This is a genomic window from Phytobacter sp. V91 (assembly GCF_965644225.1).
Taxonomy (GTDB): Bacteria; Pseudomonadota; Gammaproteobacteria; order Enterobacterales; family Enterobacteriaceae; genus CBFFRJ01.
Map to the genome: position 1 here is coordinate 18,906 of NZ_CBFFRJ010000034.1, position 22,900 is coordinate 41,805.

The following is a 22,900-nucleotide window of genomic DNA, read 5'->3' on the forward strand; positions in this document are numbered from 1 at the left end:
AACGCCGGTTAATCCGGCGTTTTTTATGGGCGCAAACTAAAGAGAAAATGATTTGAATTACCAGATGATCACCACCAACGAAGCACTGGCCGCGCTCTGTGAGACTGCGGGTGCGAAAGATGCTGTCGCCCTGGATACTGAATTTGTTCGCACGCGCACCTACTACCCGCAACTGGGATTGATCCAGCTGTTTGACGGCGAACAACTGGCGTTGATCGATCCGCTGGCCATTACCGACTGGGATCCGTTTCGCCAGTTGCTCGGCGACACGCGGGTGACCAAATTTCTCCATGCCGGAAGTGAAGATCTTGAGGTGTTTCTCAATGCATTTGGCATGCTGCCTCAGCCGATGATTGACACGCAAATCCTCGCGGCATTTTGCGGCCGCCCGCTCTCCTGGGGCTTCGCCTCGATGGTGGAAGAGTTCACCGGCCTTGCGATTGATAAGAGTGAATCCCGTACCGACTGGCTGGCGCGCCCGCTGACAGAACGTCAGTGTGACTATGCGGCAGCGGATGTCTGGTATCTGCTGCCCATTGCCCATAAGTTAATGGCCGAGACCGTGCAGGCGGGCTGGCTGGATGCCGCGCTGGATGAGTGTCGCCTGATGATGCAGCGCCGTCAGGAGATTCTTGCGCCTGAAGATGCCTGGCGTGATATCAGCAATGCCTGGCAACTGCGTACTCGCCAGCTAGGCTGCCTGCGTCTGCTGGCTGACTGGCGTCTGCGTAAAGCGCGTGAGCGTGACCTGGCGGTGAACTTTGTGGTGCGTGAAGAGAACCTGTGGGCCGTGGCGCGGTATATGCCGGGCAGCATGGGCGAGCTCGACAGCATTGGTCTGTCAGGCAGTGAGATCCGCTTCCACGGTAAAACCTTGCTGGCGATGGTCGCCCAGGCGCAGGCATTGCCTGAGGAGTCGCTTCCGGAGCCGCTGGCGAATCTGGTCGATATGCCAGGCTATCGCAAAGCCTTTAAAGATATTAAAACCCTGGTGCAGGGGATTAGCGAAAACAGTGGTTTAAGCGCGGAGTTGCTGGCATCACGTCGGCAGATTAATCAGTTGCTTAACTGGCACTGGAAATTGAAAACCACCGCCAGCCTGCCGGAATTAATTAACGGATGGCGCGGGAAATTGATGGCCGATCCGCTGCAAACATTATTAGCGCAATATCCGCGATAACCCCTGTAAATAAAACCAGGGTTTTCCGTGAAAGATAATAAAAAAGGCAGAAAGATTCTGCCTTTTTTAATTATCGGGCAACCGCTGTTGCCCTGGATGTTATTTTGTCTCTTCCGGTTCCGGAAGGGTGACGTTAAGTTCCAGAATGGAAATATCATCACCTTTTTGCTCAAGCTGGACCGTGACCATTTCCGGATCAATTTGCACATATTTGCAAATCACCTCCAGAATATCGCGTTTCAGCTGCGGTAAATAATGTGGTTCTGCATCGCTACGGCGGCGTTCAGCAACAATAATTTGCAGACGCTCTTTGGCGATGTTGGCGGTGTTCTTTTTTCTTGAGAGAAAAAAGTCGAGTAATGCCATAACTTATCCTCCGAACAGGCGTTTGAGGAAACCTTTCTTCTCTTCTTCGATGAAGCGAAACGGGCGTTCTTCTCCCAACAGGCGATCCACAGTATCGGCGTAGGCTTTGCCGGCATCAGCGGCGGCGTCCAGAATAACTGGCTCTCCCTGGTTGGATGCGCGAAGCACTGACTGATCTTCCGGGATCACGCCAACCAACTTGATGCGCAGGATCTCCAGCACATCTTCCATACTCAGCATATCACCTTTGCTGACGCGCCCTGGATTGTAACGGGTCAACAGCAGGTGCTCTTTAATCGGCTCCTCACCGTTTTCGGCACGGCGGGATTTTGACGCCAGAATACCCAGGATGCGGTCAGAGTCACGCACCGACGAGACTTCCGGGTTGGTGGTGATAATGGCTTCATCGGCGAAATAGAGCGCCATCAATGCACCGGTTTCGATGCCTGCGGGTGAGTCGCAAATAATGAACGCGAAGTCCATTTTGTGCAGCTCATCGAGAACTTTTTCCACGCCTTCACGCGTTAAGGCGTCTTTGTCACGCGTCTGAGAAGCGGGAAGAATATAGAGATTCTCAGTGCGCTTATCTTTGATCAGCGCCTGGTTCAGCGTTGCATCGCCCTGAATAACGTTAACGAAATCATAAACCACACGACGCTCACAGCCCATAATCAGGTCGAGGTTACGCAGGCCAATGTCGAAATCGATAACGACGGTCTTGTTTCCCTTCTGGGCCAAACCGGTCGCGATGGCCGCGCTGGAGGTTGTTTTACCAACGCCCCCTTTACCCGAAGTAACAACAATAATGCGTGCCATAGGAGTTCCTTGTTAAAAGGGCTTAATCTAATGGTTGAATAGTCAAAGCGCTGCCTGCTAAACGTAAGCGGGCCGCTTTGCCATAATAATCGGCCGGGATCCTGTCACTCAGCCAGTATTCCCCTGCGATGGAAACCAGTTCCGCAGCAAGGTGAGTACAAAAAATTTGGGCATCCTGCGCACCGCTGGCACCTGCAAGTGCTCGTCCACGCATCATGCCATAAACATGGATATTTCCGTCGGCAATCAACTCAGCTCCAGCACTGACATGGCTGGTCACTATCAGATCACAGTCTGGCGCATAAATGCGCTGACCGGAACGAACTGGCGTATCAATCAAGCGTGTTTTTGTGACCGGTGTAACAACTGGCGCGGCCACGGCCGCTACGGGCGACGGGCGCGGCGCTTTTTCTTTCCCCTCGGTTAACAGAGGAAGACCCGCGCGTTCAATGTCGGCTTTAAGTTCGCTGTCCTGACAACCGCTGACGCCGACGACTCGCAGTCCGGTCTCCACGATGACTTTTTGCAGTTGCGACCAGTTAACCGGACTATTAAGACCGGAGACATTAATAACGATAGGGGCATGTTTTAAGAAAGCGGGGGCCTGCGCGATTTTGTCTTCTAACGCCTGGCGAATAACCTCGGGCTTTGCATCATGCAAATGAACCACTGATAAGGTAAAACTACTGCCTTTTAGCTCGATGGGCGTGTTTGACATCCTGACCTTACTCATTTTGCTATTATCACTGACAACCGAGTGATATTCCGAAGACTATTAAGCATGTTATAGTCACTATTATATTCAAGCAAGTAACCACCCATTAATTCAGAGTAATTAAGTATGTTTTGTGCGATCTACCGAAGTACCTTGCGTGACGACACTTATCTGTATGTCGAAAAAAAAGACGATTTCAGCCGCGTGCCGGAAGAATTAATGAAAAGCTTTGGCCGTCCACAGCTGGCGATGCTGCTGCCGCTTGATGGTCGCAAAAAACTGGCGAATGCGGATCTGGAAAAAGTGAAAGCCGCGTTAACCGCCCAGGGTTTTTATTTGCAGTTGCCGCCGCCGGAAGATTTGTTGAAACAGCATATTTCTTTAAACAGCTAAAACGGCCTGCCAGCAATGTGGTGGATCGATTCCGCCACATCGTGATTCCTCCTTCTGATATCTACGGTAAGACTTTGGTATTTGACAAACCGTCAGGCGGCGCGGATAGTCATTTTTCTCTCATCTTCAATGCGTTACTTAGGGGAAAACCATGTACCAACATCATAACTGGCAGGGCGCACTGCTGGACTACCCGGTGAGTAAAGTCGTCTGCGTGGGGAGTAACTACGCAAAACATATTAAAGAAATGGGTAGCGCTACGCCGGAAGAGCCGGTGCTGTTTATTAAACCTGAAACGGCATTATGCGACCTGCGGCAACCGCTGGCGTTACCGCAGGATTTTGGCTCTGTCCACCATGAAGTTGAGCTGGCGGTATTGATTGGCGCCACGCTGCGTCAGGCCACCGAAGAGCACGTACTGAAAGCTATCGCGGGCTATGGCGTTGCACTGGATCTGACCTTGCGCGATCTGCAAGGCAAAATGAAAAAAGCCGGGCAACCCTGGGAAAAAGCCAAGGGCTTTGATAACTCCTGCCCGATTTCCGGTTTTATTCCGGCGGCTGAATTTAACAGCGATCCGCAAAATACGCCGCTTGGCCTGACGATTAACGGTGAAGTGCGCCAGCAGGGTTCGACCTCTGACATGATCCACAAAATTGTGCCGCTGATTGCCTATATGAGCCGCTATTTCACCCTCAAAGCCGGTGACGTGGTGCTGACAGGCACCCCGGACGGCGTCGGGCCGCTGCACAGTGGCGATGAGCTGGAAGTGAGCTTTAACGGTCTGTCGCTGACCACCCGCGTACTCTGAATGCGTTTGCCGCTCGAAATGGGCGGCAAAACTTGCATCCCCCTGCCAGACTGGTTATAAGGTGCTCCCTGGTTTTTAATGGCGAACAGACTTATGAACGACACACCTTTCTGGCAAAGCAAAACTCTGGAACAAATGACGGACGCGGAGTGGGAATCGCTGTGTGACGGCTGTGGTCAGTGCTGCCTGCACAAACTGATGGATGAAGACAGCGATGAAATCTACTTCACCAACGTCGCCTGCCGTCAGCTCAATATCAAAACCTGCCAGTGCCGTAACTATGAGCGTCGCTTCGAGTATGAGCCGGACTGCATTAAACTGACCCGCGACAATCTGCCGACCTTCGAATGGCTACCGCCCACCTGCGCATACCGCCTGCTGGCGGAAGGGAATGCATTACCGCTCTGGCATCCTTTGCGTACCGGCTCCAAGGATATGATGCACAAACAGCGCATCACCGTCCGCCATATCGCGGTCAAAGAGTCCGAAGTCCGCGACTGGCAGGATCATATTTTGAATAAGCCTGAATGGGCGCGGTGAGACGTTGGTTTGAACGGTGTTTTGTCTTACTGATTTTGTTCCAGGGGCACTGATGGGGCACCATCTTCGACATTTACTGTTAAAAAGGTACATATGGCGATGCATCTCATCATGACTGTCTGAACCATTTTAGCCATCAGGAAGCGTGGGTTGGCGAAGGATAAAAAATAGATATATACCCAAAAAATTTGAGCCGCATCGCGGCGGCAAGCGAAGATATCTTAGGGAGCATGGATAACGATATGCCGGGGTGGCTAAACGTAGTCAGCAAAGAGGCAGCTTGAAGTATGATGGGGATACCCTCCATGTTATTTAGGTTAGGGAATGGATTTATTATTTTTTCATTAGAGTGGACATTGTTGATATCCTTAAGCCATCAACTCTGGAGATGATTCAGTGAAACAGAAAGTTTTTATTTTTATTTTGGGGATGATAGTTTCGGCTTTGTTGGGTGCGGCTGCCAATTATTTAGGCTATTTAAAATGGTCAACTAAGGTCGCAGCACAAAAAACGGTCTGCATCATAAGTGCGCCGGAGATGGCGATTAAAGAAGCGGAAATAATTCAATTAGAGGCGCTGGGAGAAACGGCTCAACCAGCCAGTGATGGTAAAACGCCCCTGAGAGAATTCAGTAAATGTCTGGAAAAAGTCGATCCGAAAATGAGCGACCTTGAATTCGCGAAAAAAATGTATAAAGAAAGTCAATCAAACCCAGTAAAATAAAGCCATCAGCCCACCAGTCAAAGGTTGGTGGGCGTGGTTAGAATTGTGCAATTGCCTGTTTTTTTTTATATGTTCTTCCTGAAAATAGGAACAGGAAACATATGGATAAATTGAAGCGGCAGCCCGGATACTGACTCCAGTGCCCGATAACAAATATCCACAAAATCCGCGCCTGCCAATAATGGTAGTCACTTCCTGAGCATATAGCAGTGTTAATATGTTTCCGATAACAATCAAAGGAAACAATAAATGAAAAAAGTGCTTATGGTCATGATGATTAGCGTTGCTTTAGCGGGATGTGCCTCAAGTGGTAATCAATCTCTAAAAAAAGAATCTGAAGCAAGCGTAAAGTCTAAAGTTGTTGAAGGTGTTACAACAAAGGCTGAAGTTAAGAAAATTTTTGGCTCACCGGCCAAAACGTCATTCACTGACGGTGGAAAAGAGATCTGGACCTATGAACTGGCAGATGTCTCTTTGGATGCCGTAAGCTATATTCCGGTTGTTAACTGGTTTGGCTCTTCTGCATCTGGCACCAAGAAAGAATTGGTTATTATGTTTGATGGAGATAAAGTCCAGCGTTATTCCATGTCAGAATCTCCTGTCTCAACAAAAACAGGGCTATTCAAGTAAGTATTATCTGTCCTGATTTATATTCGTCATATACCCAAAATATGTCGAGTTGCAGGACAAAAATGCGCTGGTGTTTTTGAACAACACTTTCGCTGGCCCTAACGGGGTGAGGCACTGGCCGGATAATGCGGCAATGCAGTGACAAATTTGAACAGCCGGAGCCTGCCTCTGATGAGGGACATGAATGGCCCTCACAAATCCCCAGTCACTTACTGCAGTAAGTGACTGCGGTGCGCAAATGTAGCTAATGCCCATGCAGTATGACGGGGATAGCTTTAACTGCGTGATATCTATCAACGCGGTTTTGTGTGAAACAACTCGTCGCTGCCGTTATCCTCTTCCACCCAAAAGTTGATATTAAACTGCGCATCATCGCTTAATTCGATGCGGTGCCAGTACTGCGGCGGGCTGGTAGCGAACTGTCCGGCGTTAATCACCACCATCGCTTCATGCTCTGTCGCCTGTTCGTTGGCGAACCCAAAATATGTCACCGTGCCTTCCATCACCACAAGTTGCCCAAACACTCCGGCGGCAGTGTTGTGATGCGACAGCAGCGCTGCCGGGACGGTTGCTTTAGTAAAGAAAGGGGTGGAGCGTTTGACTTTCCAGTTGGCGGGAATGCGTAAGTGCGACATAAATTTCTCCTATAAAGTTGCATTTAATATACATCTTTAAGATTGGGTTTGCCATGACAGCTTTAATCCTTTGATGTCCCAAATCACTACCATTAACGTCATTTAAGACGTCCTGATCTCCATTATGCTCCTGTCATCGCATCACTCAGCGGATGTGCCGACACGCTTTCGGCACAACCTGAATTGAGGATGTCCACTGTCTCTCTTAAGAGGAATAACAGCGTGAAACTAACAGGAAACACGATCTTTATTACTGGCGGTACATCGGGTATTGGCCGCGCGATGGCGGAAAAATTCCAGCAACTGGGTAACAAAGTGATTATCTCTGGCCGACGTAAAGCCTTACTCGACAGCGTCACGGCGGCGAATCCGGGGATGGACTCGGTCCTGCTGGATGTCACCCAGGCGCAGAGCATTAACGCCGCTGCACAAGAGGTCCTTACGCGTTATCCGGCGTTGAATGTGGTTATCAACAATGCGGGGATTATGCCCTTTGATGATGCTGCGGGTGAACTGGATGACGAAATGGCCACCACGCTGCTGAATACCAATTTACTCGGCCCCGTGCGGGTGAGTGCGGCATTTGTCGCCCATCTGAAACAACAACCCGATGCCGTCATTATCAATAACAGCTCCATTCTGGCTTTCCTGCCGCTGGCCAGCAATGCGCTCTATTCCGCGACAAAGGCGGCCATTCACTCTTACACCTTATCCCAACGTTTTTTGCTGCGTGACAAGGGCGTTAAGGTCATTGAAATTGCACCGCCCTGGGTCGATACCGATCTTATCTACAGAAGCGGCGATCCCCGGGCGATGCCGCTGGCGGATTTTATCCAGCAGACCTTCGAGAAGCTGGGGACCGATACTCCGGAAGCTATCGTCGACAGCGTTCTTCCCGCCCGCGCTAATCCCGGCGCGCAGGAACATACGCTGGTGGACGCCTTCAATCAGTCGATGATTGACAGCCCCATACCTGTTGCATAAGAGGCTCAGGGGCAGGCGACTGCCCCTTTGAGAAATGACCATGAAAAATCATCTTTCCCGCTCGCAAAGACATGCGCTCTGGGCCCTGAGTCTGGCCTATTTTGTGCAGGCTACCGGCGCATTGTCGGTTGCGGGCAGTCTCGCCCCTATAGCTGATGAATGGGGATTAAGCGACGGGCAAAGCGCCCGATTGCTGTCCATTTTTGGTCTTACCTTTGCGCTGGGAGCGCCGCTGGCGCAGGTCTTTTTTGGTAAGATTTTTCGCCGGGATCAGGTTCTGGCTGGCATGCTGGTTTTCGGGCTGGGCGCGGTTATCTTCGCCATAGCGCCTGACTACCGGGTGCTGGTTATCTCACGCATCATTATGGGGCTGGGCGCCTCTCTGATCGGGCCGGTGCTGGTGGCCCTCGGTGCTGAGCTGGTGGTGCAGAAGGAGCGGGGGAGTGCGATTGCCATGATTTTGCTGGGCGTCTCTCTTGCCAGCATGGTGGGGATTCCTCTCGCGGCCTGGATTGCCCATGCGTGGGGGGCCCGCATCCTGTTTATCCTCGTTGCAGCCACCAGCGGCATTACGGCTTTGGGCGTGTGGGTCTTTGTCCCTAATATCGTCAAAGGCGTTGATGTCCGCCTCGGCAATATTGTTGACGTTCTGCTTGAGGGGAAATCGCTGGCGGCATTTCTGGTGGTCTTTTTTATCACCTCCGGCGTGTACGACATGTACGCCTTTATTTCGCCGATTATCCGCGATAGCTGGCATGGCGATACCCCTCAGGTTTCGCTGGCCCTGGCGATTATTGGTGCGGCCGGTATTGCCGGGAATCTGTTTGTCGGTCGCGCTGCCCGGCGTTACAGCGCGGAACGGTTGCTGGTTGCCGGGATGACGCTGCTGGTAGCGGATATGTTGATAATCATGCTGTTACCGGGACACCTGGCTCTGCTCTATCTGTTGCTGGTGTTTTGGGCCTTCGCCACCGATCTGTTATGGCCGACGCAACAACGGCGTATTGTCGAGATCTCAGCGCCAGAGACGCGGGGCATTTCACTGGCGCTAACCAGCGCATTTATGTTCTGCGGCATCGGTTTTGGCTCTGCGGTGGCATCGTACCTCTACCCGTTATTTGGCTTTTATGGTGTGATGCTGAGTTCCGTGTTCTTTTTATTGCTGGCGCTGGCGAGCTTAGGGATCTCCGAACGCCTTCGGGGGCGTACCCGCGAGTTTCAGATAGTCAGCCAGTGATGTTATGGAGTGGCTATGCACCGAGTCGGGATAATTATTTCTGACCACTTTCAGATGCTGGCGCTGTCGACTCTGACGGTGCTGGAGTTTGCAAATTATGCGAATGGCAAAACCTTTTACCAACCGCAGGTCTATTCAGAATCTGGCGGCACGGTGCGTTCCTCGCTGGGGATCGGCGTCGAAACGCTGCCATTGGGGCCTGACGCCCTTGCCGATACCTGGCTTGTGGCCGGTGTGGTGTCGCCGGTCCAGGAACCTGCCAGCGATGGCGTAGTGCATTTTTTGCAAACCACTGCGCGCAATGCAAGGCGGGTTGCCGGGATCTGTACCGGCGCTTTTGTACTGGCGCAGGCCGGGTTACTCAATGAAAAACGGGCAACAACCCACTGGGCGCATGCCCGCAGCCTTGCGGTTATGCATCCAACCGTGCAGCTCGCCGAGGACCGTATTTTTATCATCGATGATCGCATCTGGACCTCGGCAGGAATGACCGCAGGGCTTGATATGGTGCTCGGCATGGTGGAAAAGGATCTGGGGGCCGACATTGCGCGGGTTGTCGCCCACCGGCTGGTGATGAGTCAGCGACGTTCCGGCGGGCAGACCCAGCATTCGGAAATTCTGGCGCTGGCTCCGCGTTCCGATCGACTCCAGCGGGCGCTGGAATATGCCCGAAGTCATCTGGGGAAAACGCTGACCGTCGAACTGCTGGCAGAGGCCGTGCATTTGAGCCCCCGTCAGTTAAGTCGCTTGTTTCGTCAGGAAACAGGGAAATCGCCGGCCAAGGCCATTGAGGGGCTGCGTCTGGAGGCCGCAAGGCTGATGATTGAGGAAAGCCGTCTTTCTCTCGACGCCATTGCCCACGAAGCAGGATTCCGTGACGGACGCCATATGCGGGAGGTGTTTATTCGCGGCTATGGTATTCCGCCACAGTCTTTACGCAGCGGGCGTTAGCTCGCTCTTTCATACAGGCATAAAAAAATCCGCCGGTGTTTTTAACACCAGCGGATTTTTATCGGGTAACCACTCAGCCAAAAGTGAGGCTTAACGGCTGAACAGATCGCGTCTTTTCGGTTTGAAAGGCTGGGCAATAAGCACCAGGGCTGCAACCACAAAATAGGCGGCAAAGATACCCAGTAACCACTGCGGCATCTCCAGAGACAGGAACTGCCACTGTTTTTCAGCGCAATCGCCGGAAGCAACAAAGATTTGCGGCAGCCATTTATCCAGCGGCAACCATGTCGGGAAACGGGCTGCGAAGTCGCAGGTCGCAAAAGGAGAGGGGTGTAACTGGATCATTGTATGTTCGTATGCCAGCTGGAATCCGCGCCAGGCGCTGTAAAGCCAGATGAAGATCGCGACATAGCGTAAAGGTGTTTTCGGTGCAATCGCACCCACAATTCCCGCTCCCATCACACCAAAAAGCGCGGAACGTTCGTAAATACAGAGGACGCAGGGTTTCAACAGCATAACGTGCTGGAACCACAGCGCCACGAGTTCAAGCGCAAGTGCAGTGAACGCCATTAACAGCCAGGCGCCACGCCCGCGAGAGCACTTGTTTAAGAATCGCAACATAATCATTTCCCTGGGACACGCATAGACAAAGCAGTGTAAACGAATTCACCACGCAAGCCACTATCACAAAAGAAAATAATACGTAATTGAATGTTTATCCGGCATCAGGTTAAAGGCTGTCGCGAACTATGTAATTAAAGCGCTAAAGCCAACCCGTTTTTTGATGACAGGAAGCAGATCCTGGCAGATAAAAAAAGGATATCCCCACAAGCATTATGGCAATGAACCTTGAAACTTATTGAATATATTAAAATGGGTAGCCGATCCCCTTTTTCTTCGCCCCGCAAGCTATCTGCCCCTGAGCGGGTCTGGTATGATGATTGATCTTTGCTGAGTTGTTTAATGGAAATCTCACTATGGTCATAAAGGCGCAGAGCCCGGCGGGTTTCGCAGAAGAGTACATTATTGAAAGTATCTGGAATAGCCGCTTCCCTCCGGGATCGATTCTTCCGGCAGAACGCGAACTTTCCGAACTGATTGGCGTCACCCGTACCACACTGCGTGAAGTGTTACAGCGTTTAGCCCGTGATGGCTGGCTGACTATTCAGCACGGTAAACCCACGAAAGTGAATAACTTCTGGGAAACGTCAGGATTAAATATTCTGGAAACACTGGCGCGTCTGGACCATGAGAGTGTTCCGCAGCTGATCGACAACCTGTTGTCGGTGCGCACCAATATCGCCACTATCTTTATTCGCACCGCGTTTCGTCAGCACCCTGACCAGGCGCTGGAAGTGCTGGCGAAGACGCGTGAAGTGGAAGATCACGGGGATGCGTTTGCTGAGCTGGATTACAATATTTTCCGCGGCCTCGCATTTGCCTCAGGCAACCCCATTTACGGCCTGATCCTCAACGGGATGAAAGGGTTGTACACCCGCATCGGGCGTCATTACTTTGCCAGCCCTGAAGCGCGTAGCCTTGCTCTGGGCTTCTATCATCGTCTGGTTGAGCTTTGCGAGCAGAAGCTCCATGACCAGGTGTATGAAACTGTGCGTAAATACGGGCATGACAGCGGTGAGATCTGGCAGCGGATGCACAAAAATCTGCCGGGTGATTTAGTGATGCACGGGCGATAAAGCAAAGAAAAACCCCTCATAACCAGATGGCGAGGGGTTTGAAGGGCGATTAAATCGTATTAGCGCGGGCCGGGCAGCGGTCCAGTAATTCCACACTGCCATCCTCATTTTGCTGTTCCAGGGTCACATCAAATCCCCACAACCGGTGTACATGCTTAAGCACTTCCCGACGGCCTTTATCCAGCGGCGCGCGGTTGTGCGGAATATAGCGCAGCGTCAGCGAACGGTCACCGCGCAGGTCCACATTCCAGACCTGAATATTCGGCTCCAGGTTGCTCAGATTGTACTGTGACGACAGCTTGTTGCGAATTTCACGGTAGCCCTCTTCGTTGTGAATGGCGGCAATCTCAAGATAGTTATTGCGATCGTCATCAAGCACGCTAAAGAGGCGGAAATCACGCATCACTTTCGGCGACAGGAACTGGCTGATAAAGCTCTCATCCTTAAAGTCGCGCATGGCGAAATGCAACGTCTGCAACCAGTCGGACCCGGCGATATCAGGGAACCAGTATTTGTCCTCGTCAGTGGGCGACTGACAAATACGCTTGATATCCTGGAACATCGCAAAGCCCAGGGCGTAAGGGTTGATGCCGCTGTACCACGGGCTGTTATATGGCGGCTGGAACACCACATTGGTATGGCTATGCAGGAACTCCAGCATAAAGCGATCCGTCACTTTGCCTTCGTCATACAGGTGATTAAGAATGGTGTAATGCCAGAAGGTGGCCCAGCCCTCGTTCATGACCTGAGTCTGTTTCTGCGGATAAAAATACTGGCTGACCTTACGCACTATGCGCAAAATCTCACGCTGCCAGGACTCCAGCAGCGGGGCATTTTTCTCCATAAAATAGAGTAAATTCTCCTGCGGTTCGGACGGGTAGCGACGGGCCTCAATAACGGCTTTCTCTTCCTCACGTTTCGGCAGGGTGCGCCACAGCGTGTTGACCTGGCTTTGCAGGTACTCTTCCCGGCTTTTTTGCCGCGCTTTCTCCTCCTGTAAGGAGATTTTCTGCGGACGCTTATAGCGATCCACACCGTAGTTCATCAGGGCATGGCAGGAGTCGAGGAGTTTTTCCACCTCTTCAACGCCATAACGCTCTTCGCAGTCGGTAATGTATTTACGGGCAAAAATCAGGTAATCGACAATCGAGCTGGCATCGGTCCAGCTGCGGAACAGATAGTTGTTTTTGAAAAACGAATTATGGCCATAGCAGGCGTGCGCCATCACCAGCGCCTGCATGGTAATGGTGTTCTCTTCCATCAGATAGGCGATACAGGGATTGGAGTTAATCACAATCTCATACGCCAGCCCTTGCTGACCATGCTTATACAGGCGTTCTGTTTCGATAAACTTCTTACCGAATGACCAGTGAGGATAGTTAATCGGCATCCCGACGCTGGAGTAGGCATCCATCATCTGCTCGGAGGTGATGACTTCGATTTGATGCGGGTAAGTCTCCAGGCGGTAAAGCTTCGCCACCCGGTCGATCTCGGCGAGATACACATCCAGGAGATCGAAGGTCCAGTCAGGTCCATCACTGAGACGTATGGTGTCCTTATTCATGGAATCAATCGTAGCCATTAGCGCGCCCTCGTTGTTTGAACCCTCTCTGTATGGAAGGTCTCATTTCAATGATAGATCACGCAATAAAAACTGTAAGTCAGTGATGTTTTTTTCTTCACGATATCTTGTGGTTGAATAGCGGGAAAGACGTATCTTGTCAGCATATTGTACTGCCGGAAAAGGCCGTGCAGCAGGAGATGCCAGCGCGGTAAGTCCCTTTATATCGGGAAAGGTGTGAGAAATATCACCATAAAAAAGCCATATGTTGAATAACATTTTCATCTGGGTTATCAATTTGTAATCAGACGATTGTGCTTTACATACAGGAGCAGGCTATGCGAGTTGTGGTACTGGGCGGCGGCGTGGTGGGAGTCACCAGCGCGTGGTATTTATGCCAGGCGGGACACGAGGTGACGTTGATAGACAGAGAGCCAGGGCCGGCTCTGCAAACCAGTGCCGCGAATGCGGGGCAGATCTCACCCGGCTACGCGGCGCCCTGGGCCGCACCAGGCGTACCGCTGAAAGCGGTCAAATGGATGTTCCAGCGTCATGCGCCACTGGCAATAAGCCTTGATGGCAGTACATCCCAGTTGAAATGGATGTGGCAAATGCTGCGTAACTGCGACAGTCGTCACTACATGGAAAACAAAGGCCGGATGGTGCGTCTGGCTGAGTACAGTCGTGACTGCCTTAAGCTTCTGCGTGATGAGACCCAAATCCAGTATGAAGGGCGACAAGGGGGCACGCTGCAACTGTTCCGCACGGCTGAACAATACGAGAATGCCACTCGTGATATCGCCGTACTCAAAGATGCGGGCGTACCTTACCAGTTGCTGGAGTCAGCCCGTCTGGCTGAAGTGGAACCGGCGCTGGCCTCCGAGGCCCACAAACTGAGCGGTGGCCTGCGCTTACCGAACGACGAAACCGGCGACTGCCAGCTCTTTACCCAAAGGCTGGCGGAAATGGCCGCCCAGGCCGGGGTAACCTTCCGCTTTAATACCCCGGTCGAGAGGCTGTTATATGAAAACGGGCAAATCTACGGGGTGAAATGCGGCGAAGAGGTTGTCAAAGCCGACGCTTACGTGATGGCATTTGGCTCTTATTCCACGGCTATGCTGAACGGCATTGTCGATATTCCGGTTTATCCCCTGAAAGGCTATTCACTGACCATACCCATTGCGGATGAGGCGGGCGCGCCGGTTTCAACTATCCTCGATGAAACATACAAAATTGCCATTACCCGCTTTGACCAGCGGATCCGCGTTGGCGGCATGGCGGAAATTGTCGGGTTTAACACCGCATTACGTGAACCCCGACGCGCCACCCTGGAAATGGTTGTAAAAGATCTCTTCCCGCGTGGCGGGCACATTGAGCAGGCAGCATTCTGGACGGGGCTGCGCCCGATGACACCCGATGGCACGCCGATTGTGGGCGCTTCACCGTTTAAAAACCTGTGGCTCAATACCGGACACGGTACCCTTGGCTGGACGATGGCCTGTGGTTCTGGTCAGCTACTCAGCGACCTTATCTCAGGCCGCACACCGGCCATTAGTTGGGAAGATTTGAGCGTGACAAGATACCTTCCGGGTTTTCATCCGGCGCAACCACAGCACCTGCATGGTGCGCATAACTAAAGTAAGGAGACAGCATGTCACGTCCTGTTCAGGCGGTGATAGATTTGCAGGCGCTGCGCAACAATTTGCAGGTCGTACGCCGCACCGCACCCGCATCACGCGTCTGGTCGGTGGTCAAAGCAAATGCTTATGGTCATGGGATCGACCGAATCTGGCGGGCGCTGGAAGGCACTGATGGTTTCGCGATGCTGAATCTGGAAGAGGCCATTTTGCTCCGGGAGCGCGGCTGGAAAGGGCCGATCCTGATGCTCGAGGGCTTTTTTCATGCCGATGAGCTGCCGCTGTTTGATAAATACCGTCTCACCAGCAGTATCCACAGTAACTGGCAGCTAAAAGCGTTGCAGGATGCCCGGTTACACGCGCCGCTGGATGTCTATCTGAAGATAAACAGCGGCATGAACCGGCTGGGCTTTTTGCCTCAGCGGGTGCCAGGCATCTGGCGACAATTGCGGGAGCTCGCCAACGTCGGCGATATTACGCTGATGGCCCATTTCGCCAATGCCGAACATCCCGATGGCATTACCGATGCCGTGGCCCGCATAGGGCAGGCTTCAGAGGGGCTGGAGTGCCCGCGTTCACTCGCTAACTCAGCGGCAACGCTCTGGCACCCTGAGGTGCAGGCGGACTGGGTGCGGCCAGGTATTATTCTGTATGGCGCTTCGCCCTCAGGCCAGTGGCAGGATGTGGCAAACAGCGGTATTCGCCCGGTGATGACCCTGACCAGCCAGATTATCGCCATTCAAACGCTACAGGCGGGCGATTGCGTCGGTTACGGCAGCAGGTATTGCGCAAGCCAGGAGCAACGTATCGGCATTGTGGCCTGCGGTTACGCGGATGGTTATCCCCGGCTGGCGCCCACCGGGACGCCCGTTATGGTTGATGGCATTCGTACCGGCACGGTAGGGGCGATTTCGATGGATATGCTGACCGTCGACTTAACGCCCTGTCCGCACGCCGGTATCGGGACACCGGTTGAGCTGTGGGGAAATGAGGTCAAAATTGATGAGGTAGCTTCTGCGGCGGGAACCGTGGGCTATGAGCTGATGTGCGCCTTAGCGCCACGGGTTCCTGTTGTGACAGTGTAACTTTGTGCGAGGCGGTTATTCCGCCTCGTCTTCTGCGACCCGTACCCCCACTTTCAGCACGGCATTCTCTGCTTTTTCCGCTACCGTCCAGATCATTCCGGCAAACTCCACCTGATCGCCAACTACCGGGGCTGCCCCCAGCAGTTGCTGGACAATTTCACCCAGCGTCTGCTGTTTTTCGCGGTAATCCATCCCCTCTTCAAGCCCGTAAATCAGTGCCACATCAGCAAATTTGGCATTGGCTTCAAGAATAAAATCACCAAAGAAGCGCTGATCGAGAGCGACCGGCGGCGTCTGGCTAAACAGCTTGCCGAGTGCCGGCAGATCGCGTTCACGGCCAATCACGCAGAGCACGTCGCCCTCGCGTAAGCGGGTGCTGCCGCTGGGATGCAGCAGGGCATTATCGCGAAACAGGGCGGCAATACGGGTTTCTGCGGGCATATGTAAATCGCGAAGGGCTGCCCCAACGCACCATTTGTCGGCACTGAGCTGGTAGACAAACTGCTCCCACGGGTTATCGGGGTGGATATCAAGACCCAGCCGGGAGACCGGCATCCCCACCGGTGGAACCACGACCCTGGCTTTCTTCGCCGCCCAACTGAGAGAGGTCCCCTGGAACAGGAGTGAAATTAACACCACGAAGAAGGCAAGATTAAAGAACAATCGCGCATTATCAAGGCCGGCCATCATCGGGAAGACCGCGAGAATAATCGGCACTGCGCCGCGTAGTCCGACCCAGCTGATAAAAATGCGTTCGCGCAGATTAAACCCGCGAAACGGCAGCAGCCCGGCGAAGACCGACAGCGGACGGGCGACAAAAATCATCCACGCGGAGAGGAGCAGCGCCGGAACGGCAATAGGCAGCAGGTCGGAGGGCGTGACCAGCAGCCCCAGCACCAGGAACATCCCAATCTGCGCCAGCCATGCCAGACCATCAAAGTTTTGCTGGATGGCAAAGCGATTGCGGATCGGCCGGTTACCGAGCACAAAGCCGCACAGATAAACCGCCAGAATGCCGCTGCCATGAATCGCCGTGGTGACGGCAAACACCAGAATGCCGCCGCTTAACGCCAGCAGAGGATAGAGGCCGGGCGGGAGATCGATACGGTTAACCATCTGCAGCAGCAGGTAGCCGCCGCCGAGGCCAAGTAAAATCCCCAGACCAAACTCCTGCACGATATGCACGGCAAACATCCAGTTCAGCCCGTAGTGGTGCTGCTGGATCATCTCAATCAGGGTGATGGTTAAAAACACCGCCATGGGGTCGTTACTGCCGGATTCGATCTCAAGCGTAGATCCCACACGTTCGTTCAGCCCCTTGCCGCCAAGCAGGGAGAAGACCGCGGCCGCATCGGTGGAGCCGACAATCGCGCCAATCAGCAGGCCTTCTATCAGATCGAGGTGGAACAACCAGGCCGCCATCATCCCGGTAAGACCAGAGGTTATCAGCACGCCCACGGTTGCCAGCGACAAGGCCGGTCCGAGTGCAACGCGAAAGGAGCTGGCCTGGGTGCGCATACCGCCGTCGAGCAGGATCACCGCCAGCGCCAGGTTACTGACCAGGTAGGCGAAAGGGTAGTTATCGAACGGGATGCCGCCAATGCCATCAACGCCTGCCAGCATACCAATAGCAAGGAAGATGACCAGGATAGGAATACCAAGACGGGAAGAAAATGAACTTAATAAAATGCTACAGGTTACAAGGACTGAACCCAAAATAAACAGACTAATTACCGCCTCAGCGTCCAATGTCGTACTTCTCCTCTCGACGTCGCTTCACTTACAATCCGCGCACCACCACGTGCCTGGCACAACCAGACACTCCAGTATGAATATCATTATTATATTAACGGCAGAAAAGTTGAATTAATCAGTCTGATGTATATTTTTTTATGCTGACAGCACCGGATGCCCACTAATTGTCAGCTGCGTCTGCTCAGCATGATGCAAAACGGCCCGCGCGCCCAAAGGCAAGGTTACCGTCTGCTGCTCATGACCAAAGGCCAGTCCCGTTATCACCGGGATAGTCAGCCGGCTTCTCAGGTAATCCACCATCCGGGAAAGATTGTAGCCCGCATCATAATCATTTTCCCCGGCATGGCTGAAACTGCCCAGAATCAGCGCCTTTTGCCGCGCCAGCACCCCTGCGTGCAGCAACTGCAACAACATCCGCTCTACGCGGAACGGATGCTCATTAATGTCTTCCACCACCAAGATGCCGCCGCTGATATTCGGCAACCAGGGCGTCCCCACCAGCGACACCAGCATGGCAAGATTCCCGCCCCACAATGTCCCTTCAGCCTGACAGCGCGGCCCGTCGCCTGCCCACTCAATGGTGAAGCGCTCATGGCGCAGCGCCCGCCAGAAATGTTCCATCGTAAAGTCGTTGAGTTCAGGCGCGCCGAAATTGGCGGCCAGCATCGGTCCGCTGAAGGTGATCACATTACTCTGGGCGAGTAAACCACACTGCAGGGCGGTGAAGTCACTGTGACCGCATATCAGCAACGGATTTTCACGCTGACGCGCCGCCAGCCCTGACCAGTCCACCTGCTCCAGCAGACGGCTGGCACCGTAACCCCCGCGCACGGGCAACACAATCACATCGCTCCCCTCGACGTTGACCAGCCCGTCAAGATCGCGGAGGCGCTCGGCATCGCTACCGGCAAAACGTTGTTCCCGGCGGGCGATCACCTGCTGGTTATCTACCTGATGTCCTTGCGTCTCCAGGCGCTGCACCCCAAGGGCTGCCGCTGACTGATTAATGCAATAGCCGGAGGGGGCAATTAAATGAAACCTGGACATGGTAATTCCTTGCTGACATCTGATCGGAAACCGTTATCATGCCGCTAACCCTGTTCGTTGTCATCCGTAGAGATGCGTTCATAAAAGAAGGATTGCGCGTGAAATTAAGATGGTTTGCATTTTTAGTCGTATTGCTGGCCGGTTGTAGCTCGAAACAAGATTACCGCAAGCCGGACTGGAACCCGGAAGTGCCCGTTAAACGGGCGATGCAATGGATGCCGATCAGCGAAAAAGCAGGAGCGGCGTGGGGCGTCAGTCCACGTCTGATCACCGCCATGATCGCGGTTGAATCGGGGGGCAATCCTGCGCTTGTCAGCAAATCTAACGCCGTCGGGTTGATGCAGTTAAAGGCCTCAACCGCAGGGCGTGAAGTCTATCAGCGCATGGGATGGAGCGGTGTGCCGAGTACCAGCGAGCTGAAGAACCCGGAGCGTAATATCTCCATGGGGGCGGCTTATCTGAGTATTCTCGAGCACGGACCGCTGGCCGGAATTGAAAACCCGGAAGTGATGCAATATGCGCTGGTGGTCTCTTACGTCAACGGCGCGGGGGCGTTGCTGCGAACCTTCTCATCCGACAGAAAAAAGGCCATCAACGAGATTAATGATTTGAGCGCGAGCGAATTCTTCGAACACATCGTGGATAACCACCCTGCGCCTCAGGCGCCGCGCTACATCTGGAAAGTACAAAAGGCACTGGATGCGATGTAATTAGCGCACCCGGTTAGCGCGTTCGCGCGCTTCGCGCTCCAGCGAGAAAATAATGCGCTGGAGTTCGCGCTCCACCCCTGGGCTGACGTTTAGGAAACGGAAGCTCAGGCGAGGCGTGGTAATTGTCTCGTTCTTGCCATCCACCACTTTACGTTCACCAATGGCGATAAGCTGGGCATCAAAGTAGAACTGCCCCCAGGATGCCATATCCAGCTCAATCTGCGAAAAACGCATTCCGGCCTGTAAACCTTCCGGCAGCGCGCCATCCAGTAAGGCGCCCATTCCACCCAATGACAGGTCGAAAAGACGAAAACGCAGCTCTGCTTTATTGGGCATCAGCGCTTTGCAGAAATAAGCCGGATGAAGCGGGGCGTTGATACGAAAATATTCCCGGCGCTGAATAAAGTAGAGCATGTCGGGCAAGTGGGTGATAAAGGCTGGCAAAGACTGCCAGGTGCCGCTTTCGAGTTTCGGCAGCGTAAATTCTACCTTCGCTCCCTGGGTTTCCGCCGAGAATGTGACTTTAGCGGCGCGCTGCACGGAAGCGTTATCTGAGTCCTGGCTACCAAAGTCCAGCACCAGTGCTTCAGGGGTAACTTCAAGGATCTTGCTGATGAACTGCCCGCTTGCCCAGGTGATACGCACCGGGACATCATTCTTTTGCAGGTCACGGATCACGCCGAGCACCGCTAAGGGGTTATTTTTCAGGAACTGCTCACTGTATTTACTCACGCCGAAAGGCTCCCTGGAAACTTTACAGACCGTATGCACCGTTTATCGGCATTTTGCGATATTTCTTAAGACAAAAGCGAAATTATTTTACGTCAGATTTCGATTAAGTCAGTGAGATGAAAATGGTTTTCACTACGTCGCCTATACTTAACGCAGCGCATCGCCATCGTGGCTGACGCGTTTGTATGACGATTGAGCAGGAGAGAGCAAAAATGGGCATCATTGCGTGGATTGTTTTTGGCCTTATCGCAGGCATTATAGCCAAGTTCATCATGCCAGGCCGGGACGGCGGCGGCTTTATTCTGACCTGCGTTCTCGGGATTGTTGGTGCGGTTGTCGGTGGCTGGCTTGCCACCATGCTTGGGATGGGCGGCGACGTGACCGGTTTCAATTTCCACAGCTTCGCCGTTGCGGTGGTTGGTGCGATCGTGGTACTGGGCGTCTTCAGGATGATCCGCAGGGACTGAGCGATTTCCTGCATCTCACCCCATTTATGAAAAACCCGGCAGAAAGCCTTCTGCCGGGTTTTGTTTCTCTTACTGCGCGACTTTTTGTTGGGCAGGTCCGGCGTCGACGACGGGCTGCGTGGCCGGCAGGCTGTCACAGGGGTTCTCTTTCGGGCAGACTAAATCCAGCATACTGAGGGTCACCCCGTTGGTCCAGCCAAAGCCATCCTGCAACGGATACTCACCGCCGCCCCCGCCGGTGCCGGTGGTGCTGACATCGTATTTCTCAACCAGTTTTTTCTCGCGATCCCAGGTATGTTGCACGTTGGAAAGGAAGCGCCAGGTGACATCCATAGCCAGTTTTTGCTGGTCGTAATTCTTAAGCCCGGCGGTGGCAACCCACTGTAATGGCGCCCAGCCGTTCGGGGCATCCCACTGCTGACCGCTGTTAACCGTGGTGGTGGTCAGCCCGCCGGGTTTGAGTAAGTGAGCCTGGGTTGCGCTCGCGACTTTATCCGCACGATCTCTGGCGGCGGCATTCACATACAGCGGGAAGAGGGCGGCAGCGGTTAACTGGTTACGGACTTTCTTCGTTTTCAGATCGTAATCCGCGTACCAGCCCTCTTTGTCGTTCCACAGATTCGCCTCCATCGCTTTCTGGCGCGCCATAGCGAGTGCTTCAAACTTTTGCGCCTTAGCGCTGTCGCCGGAGGCCTGGCTTGCGCGGGCGATCACCTTCTCCAGCTTGAACATCAGTGCATTAAGGTCAATGGGCACAATGCTGGTGGTGCGAATAGTGCCCAACTGTCTGGGATCATCCATCCAGCGGGAGCTGAAATCCCAGCCGGAAGCCGCCGCCGAACGTAAATCACGGTAGATGTCGGTCGCCGGGCGATTAGGATTGTTTCTGGCGGTTGTCACATCATCGAGCCAGGATTCCGGACGGGGCGTATCTTTATCATCCCAGTAGCGGTTGAGCACCGATCCGTCATCCAGTTTCACCACCCGCTTATTAGCCTGTCCGTTTTGCAGGCCATCTGCGCCATCCATCCAGTACTGATATTCCTTTTCCAGCTGCGGCAGATAGTTTTTCAGCACCTCGTCTCCCTTCTCCGATGCCAGCAACTCAACCATAAAGGCAAAGAACGGCGGCTGTGAGCGGCTCAGATAGTAGCTGCGGTTGCCGTTGGGGATATGTCCCCAGTTGTCAATTTCCCAGGCAAAGTTCGCCACCATATCTTCGACCTTATCCCAATGGCCGCTCTCTGCCAGTCCCAGCATTGTGAAATAGCTGTCCCAGTAGTAAACCTCGCGAAAGCGTCCGCCGGGGACCACATAGGGTTTGGGCAACGGCAGAAGCGAGTCCCAGCGGCTGGCCTGATCGGTGGTGCGGGTCAGGACCGGCCACAGCCCATCAATGTGTTCCCGCAGGCTTTGTCCTTCCGGCGGTACATAAGTCTCGCCCTCTTTCGGCAGTTCAAAGTTAACGTTCACAAAATGGCGCAAATCAAAGCTGGTTTGAGTCCGTTGCATCCGGTAATCCGCCAGAATCATCAGCGGGTCGCCCTTGGGGATGGCGTCAGCAAAGGTTTTCTGATCGGGGAACAGTTTTGCACTCTGTACATCACTGAAAAGTGGCCCCAGCACCACATCAGGTGACTGCCTGATATTCTGCGGTTCAGCCGCATAAACAGAGGGGAGGAGGGTGAGTAATGCGCCACCGAGCGCGATTTGCATTGCAAGGAACACCGGGCGCTGACGGTGCAAATCAGGTCTTATCATTAATGATTCTCCTTAGCGGGGGAAACGAGCCGCGTAATTCTGACTTCTGAAACCTTAGCCCAGGATGAAAAGCACAGGGCGACAGATCTGTCATTTTTCGTGCTTCCAGATAATTTACCTCGCGCACACAGGTGTGCTCACCAGCATCTTCGACCACCGGGCAGCGTCATCGTCATAGGCGTTTCTTATTTAAATAATGACAGAGATAAAAGCTGAATAATGTCAGCCGGGTAATCTGGGTGTTTTTTGAATAAAAATGATCGATATGATCAAAATTACTTGTTAATAACAGGTAGTAATAATTGATTCAAATCAAAAAAGCTGAATTGATTCGGTTATTGGTTATTTAATCCGCGTAAGCGGTGCTGAACTATTTCGTCGTGGGAACATTTAATTAAGTCCGGTAAACCCCCGGCTTTGCCGGGGGACTCCGAAAGGTTTGACCTTTAAGTCAGTCGCGCGAATCT

General features: G+C 53.2%; 25 protein-coding genes. 14 read left to right on the forward strand and 11 right to left on the reverse strand.

Translation table 11 applies throughout. The features are described 5' to 3' along the window. Positions 1-52 precede the first annotated feature (52 nt). On the forward strand, positions 53-1,180 hold the full coding sequence (rnd, locus tag ACSZO4_RS09195; RefSeq protein ID WP_437888620.1) for a ribonuclease D: 1,128 nt from the start codon (positions 53-55) through the stop codon (positions 1,178-1,180). A 99-nt stretch (positions 1,181-1,279) separates the two neighbouring features. Here rnd and minE read toward each other — a convergent pair whose 3' ends face one another. The 3 genes from minE to minC are packed head-to-tail and all read right to left on the reverse strand — an operon-like array spanning position 1,280 to position 3,080. Next, positions 1,280-1,546: a cell division topological specificity factor MinE gene (gene minE / locus ACSZO4_RS09200; RefSeq protein WP_437431572.1), complete on the reverse strand. Its 267-nt coding sequence runs from the start codon at positions 1,544-1,546 to the stop codon at positions 1,280-1,282. Between the two features lie 3 nt (positions 1,547-1,549). Then, on the reverse strand, positions 1,550-2,362 hold the full coding sequence (minD, locus tag ACSZO4_RS09205) for a septum site-determining protein MinD (RefSeq protein ID WP_437888621.1): 813 nt from the start codon (positions 2,360-2,362) through the stop codon (positions 1,550-1,552). 22 nt (positions 2,363-2,384) lie between these two features. Continuing rightward, positions 2,385-3,080 (reverse strand): septum site-determining protein MinC, encoded by a 696-nt coding sequence (minC, locus tag ACSZO4_RS09210; RefSeq protein ID WP_437888622.1) that lies wholly within the window; start codon positions 3,078-3,080, stop codon positions 2,385-2,387. Between the two features lie 123 nt (positions 3,081-3,203). Here minC and ACSZO4_RS09215 point away from each other — a divergent pair, with 123 nt between their 5' ends. The 5 genes from ACSZO4_RS09215 (at position 3,204) to ACSZO4_RS09235 (ending at position 6,174) form a co-directional block, all read left to right on the forward strand. Further along, the gene (locus ACSZO4_RS09215) at positions 3,204-3,470 is read left to right on the forward strand and encodes a YcgL domain-containing protein (RefSeq protein WP_437888623.1); all 267 of its coding nucleotides are present in this window, start codon (positions 3,204-3,206) and stop codon (positions 3,468-3,470) included. Between the two features lie 151 nt (positions 3,471-3,621). Then, positions 3,622-4,281 (forward strand): fumarylacetoacetate hydrolase family protein, encoded by a 660-nt coding sequence (locus ACSZO4_RS09220; protein WP_437888624.1) that lies wholly within the window; start codon positions 3,622-3,624, stop codon positions 4,279-4,281. A 93-nt stretch (positions 4,282-4,374) separates the two neighbouring features. Next, positions 4,375-4,821 carry a YcgN family cysteine cluster protein gene (locus ACSZO4_RS09225; protein ID WP_437888625.1) on the forward strand — a complete coding sequence of 149 codons (447 nt, stop codon included), beginning with the start codon at positions 4,375-4,377 and terminating at the stop codon, positions 4,819-4,821. Between the two features lie 396 nt (positions 4,822-5,217). After that, the gene (locus tag ACSZO4_RS09230; protein ID WP_437888626.1) at positions 5,218-5,544 is read left to right on the forward strand and encodes a hypothetical protein; all 327 of its coding nucleotides are present in this window, start codon (positions 5,218-5,220) and stop codon (positions 5,542-5,544) included. A gap of 249 nt (positions 5,545-5,793) precedes the next feature. Further along, the gene (locus ACSZO4_RS09235) at positions 5,794-6,174 is read left to right on the forward strand and encodes a hypothetical protein (protein WP_437888627.1); all 381 of its coding nucleotides are present in this window, start codon (positions 5,794-5,796) and stop codon (positions 6,172-6,174) included. A 293-nt stretch (positions 6,175-6,467) separates the two neighbouring features. Here ACSZO4_RS09235 and ACSZO4_RS09240 read toward each other — a convergent pair whose 3' ends face one another. Beyond that, entirely contained in the window at positions 6,468-6,809 is a 342-nt protein-coding gene (locus tag ACSZO4_RS09240; protein WP_437888628.1) for a DUF1971 domain-containing protein, read from the reverse strand. A gap of 222 nt (positions 6,810-7,031) precedes the next feature. Between ACSZO4_RS09240 and ACSZO4_RS09245 the strand changes: the two genes are divergently transcribed. The 3 genes from ACSZO4_RS09245 to ACSZO4_RS09255 are packed head-to-tail and all read left to right on the forward strand — an operon-like array spanning position 7,032 to position 9,981. Further along, the gene (locus tag ACSZO4_RS09245; protein WP_437888629.1) at positions 7,032-7,793 is read left to right on the forward strand and encodes an SDR family oxidoreductase; all 762 of its coding nucleotides are present in this window, start codon (positions 7,032-7,034) and stop codon (positions 7,791-7,793) included. A gap of 40 nt (positions 7,794-7,833) precedes the next feature. After that, a complete protein-coding gene (locus ACSZO4_RS09250) occupies positions 7,834-9,030 on the forward strand; it encodes an MFS transporter (RefSeq protein ID WP_437888630.1) in 1,197 nt (398 codons plus the stop codon). A 15-nt stretch (positions 9,031-9,045) separates the two neighbouring features. Further along, positions 9,046-9,981 (forward strand): GlxA family transcriptional regulator, encoded by a 936-nt coding sequence (locus ACSZO4_RS09255; RefSeq protein ID WP_437888631.1) that lies wholly within the window; start codon positions 9,046-9,048, stop codon positions 9,979-9,981. A gap of 90 nt (positions 9,982-10,071) precedes the next feature. Here ACSZO4_RS09255 and dsbB read toward each other — a convergent pair whose 3' ends face one another. Continuing rightward, positions 10,072-10,602, reverse strand: a complete 531-nt coding sequence (dsbB, locus tag ACSZO4_RS09260) for a disulfide bond formation protein DsbB (RefSeq protein WP_437888632.1) — start codon at positions 10,600-10,602, stop codon at positions 10,072-10,074. Between the two features lie 356 nt (positions 10,603-10,958). Between dsbB and fadR the strand changes: the two genes are divergently transcribed. Beyond that, complete coding sequence (gene fadR, locus ACSZO4_RS09265; protein ID WP_437888633.1) at positions 10,959-11,678, forward strand: fatty acid metabolism transcriptional regulator FadR; 720 nt, start codon at positions 10,959-10,961, stop codon at positions 11,676-11,678. A gap of 49 nt (positions 11,679-11,727) precedes the next feature. On the opposite strand, the gene ACSZO4_RS09270 is transcribed toward fadR, so the two are convergent. Both ACSZO4_RS09270 and ACSZO4_RS09275 read right to left on the reverse strand, forming a co-directional pair. Then, a complete protein-coding gene (locus ACSZO4_RS09270; protein ID WP_437888634.1) occupies positions 11,728-13,260 on the reverse strand; it encodes a SpoVR family protein in 1,533 nt (510 codons plus the stop codon). 42 nt (positions 13,261-13,302) lie between these two features. Then, a complete protein-coding gene (locus tag ACSZO4_RS09275; protein WP_437888635.1) occupies positions 13,303-13,524 on the reverse strand; it encodes a hypothetical protein in 222 nt (73 codons plus the stop codon). A gap of 11 nt (positions 13,525-13,535) precedes the next feature. Here ACSZO4_RS09275 and ACSZO4_RS09280 point away from each other — a divergent pair, with 11 nt between their 5' ends. Beyond that, positions 13,536-14,876, forward strand: a complete 1,341-nt coding sequence (locus ACSZO4_RS09280) for a D-amino acid dehydrogenase (RefSeq protein ID WP_437888644.1) — start codon at positions 13,536-13,538, stop codon at positions 14,874-14,876. Positions 14,877-14,890: 14 nt separating this feature from the next. After that, complete coding sequence (dadX, locus tag ACSZO4_RS09285; protein WP_437888636.1) at positions 14,891-15,961, forward strand: catabolic alanine racemase DadX; 1,071 nt, start codon at positions 14,891-14,893, stop codon at positions 15,959-15,961. A gap of 15 nt (positions 15,962-15,976) precedes the next feature. Here the strand turns inward: dadX and ACSZO4_RS09290 are convergent, their stop codons facing one another. Together ACSZO4_RS09290 and ldcA are read right to left on the reverse strand one after the other, a co-directional pair. Continuing rightward, positions 15,977-17,710, reverse strand: coding sequence for a potassium/proton antiporter (locus ACSZO4_RS09290; RefSeq protein ID WP_437888637.1), 1,734 nt, complete (start codon positions 17,708-17,710; stop codon positions 15,977-15,979). A gap of 141 nt (positions 17,711-17,851) precedes the next feature. Then, the gene (gene ldcA, locus ACSZO4_RS09295) at positions 17,852-18,763 is read right to left on the reverse strand and encodes a muramoyltetrapeptide carboxypeptidase (protein WP_437888638.1); all 912 of its coding nucleotides are present in this window, start codon (positions 18,761-18,763) and stop codon (positions 17,852-17,854) included. Between the two features lie 98 nt (positions 18,764-18,861). On the opposite strand from ldcA, the gene emtA reads away from it, so the two are divergent. Continuing rightward, positions 18,862-19,473, forward strand: coding sequence for a membrane-bound lytic murein transglycosylase EmtA (gene emtA / locus ACSZO4_RS09300; RefSeq protein WP_437888639.1), 612 nt, complete (start codon positions 18,862-18,864; stop codon positions 19,471-19,473). Here emtA and ycgR read toward each other — a convergent pair whose 3' ends face one another. After that, complete coding sequence (ycgR, locus tag ACSZO4_RS09305; protein WP_437888640.1) at positions 19,474-20,205, reverse strand: flagellar brake protein YcgR; 732 nt, start codon at positions 20,203-20,205, stop codon at positions 19,474-19,476. Positions 20,206-20,417: 212 nt separating this feature from the next. On the opposite strand from ycgR, the gene ACSZO4_RS09310 reads away from it, so the two are divergent. Then, complete coding sequence (locus tag ACSZO4_RS09310) at positions 20,418-20,672, forward strand: GlsB/YeaQ/YmgE family stress response membrane protein (RefSeq protein WP_437888641.1); 255 nt, start codon at positions 20,418-20,420, stop codon at positions 20,670-20,672. Positions 20,673-20,741: 69 nt separating this feature from the next. Here the strand turns inward: ACSZO4_RS09310 and ACSZO4_RS09315 are convergent, their stop codons facing one another. After that, complete coding sequence (locus ACSZO4_RS09315; RefSeq protein ID WP_437888642.1) at positions 20,742-22,433, reverse strand: alpha,alpha-trehalase; 1,692 nt, start codon at positions 22,431-22,433, stop codon at positions 20,742-20,744. Positions 22,434-22,900: the final 467 nt, after the last annotated feature.